This is a genomic window from Vibrio ichthyoenteri ATCC 700023 (genome assembly GCF_000222605.1).
GTDB classification, from domain to species: Bacteria; Pseudomonadota; Gammaproteobacteria; order Enterobacterales; family Vibrionaceae; genus Vibrio; species Vibrio ichthyoenteri.
On sequence record NZ_AFWF01000153.1, the window covers coordinates 1 to 1,009 of the forward strand.

Genomic DNA, 1,009 nt, shown 5'->3' on the forward strand with positions numbered 1-1,009 from the left:
TCACGTCCCCATCAAGATAGCGATGCTACGCATCGAGCGTGGGCGCGTTAAATCATTTATTCAACATTTACCCCGTTAACGCTATGCTCTCTTCACTTTTTTTCTCACACAATCAACAAATTGACCTTCTATTCAGGACGCAGACACCACTCTCAAAAAGAATTTGTCCCGCGGGCTACAAAACTCCTTTTTGAAAAAGACAACACCTGGGAAAAAGTACTTTGGGAGCACGCTGGTACGTTCACGCTCTGGCAGATCACTTGTGTTGAAAGGATGTTGGCGTGCGGAACCAACTTGATGGGAGCCAAACACTACGATTGTGGAAATGGTAACTGCCCTCATACAAAAGTCATTTGCCAAAGCTGTAAGACAAAGGCTTGCAGCTCTTGCGGAACGAAGTCCACAGAGCAATGGATAGCAACGCAGATGGAAGTCATGCCAGATTGCGAGCATCAACATATCACCTTTACGATGCCCAGTGAGCTCTGGCCTATATTCGAAGTCAACCCAACGTTGCTAAACGACTTATTTTCATTAGCGGCAAACACCTTATTAAATTGGGCGAAAAAGCATGGGCTTGAAGTAGGTATATTTGGCGCCTTGCACACATATGGGCGAGGGCTTAATTGGCATCCCCATATTCACCTGTCAGTCACCCGAGGAGGATTGGATGAAAACCACTGCTGGCAACCCATCTATTTCAAGAAGAAACATGTAGAGTTCCACTGGCGTCGGGGCTTGATAACACTTCTAAGGAAAAAATTTTCCGAACTCAATTTATCAACTGAGAGCACGTGGCATATCTATGACTATCGACAATGGGCCATTTTTTTAGACCGTCAATATCAGCGTTATTGGAACATACATTTTTCGAAGAAAACCAAAGCGTTAAAGCAGACAGTGAATTATCTAGGGCGATACTTAAAGCGCCCACCAATCTCAGCATCGAGATTACGGCATTACAGCGGAGGAACCGTAGCGTTTAAATACCTAGACCATCGAGATGGAT

1 protein-coding gene is annotated in these 1,009 nt (G+C 44.9%); it reads left to right on the forward strand.

Going from position 1 to position 1,009, the window contains the following annotated elements; all coding sequences use genetic code 11:
• Window positions 1–120 precede the first annotated feature (120 nt).
• A partial coding sequence (locus RH85_RS22315) for an IS91 family transposase (protein ID WP_083824871.1) occupies window positions 121–1,009 on the forward strand: 889 nt, incomplete at its 3' end.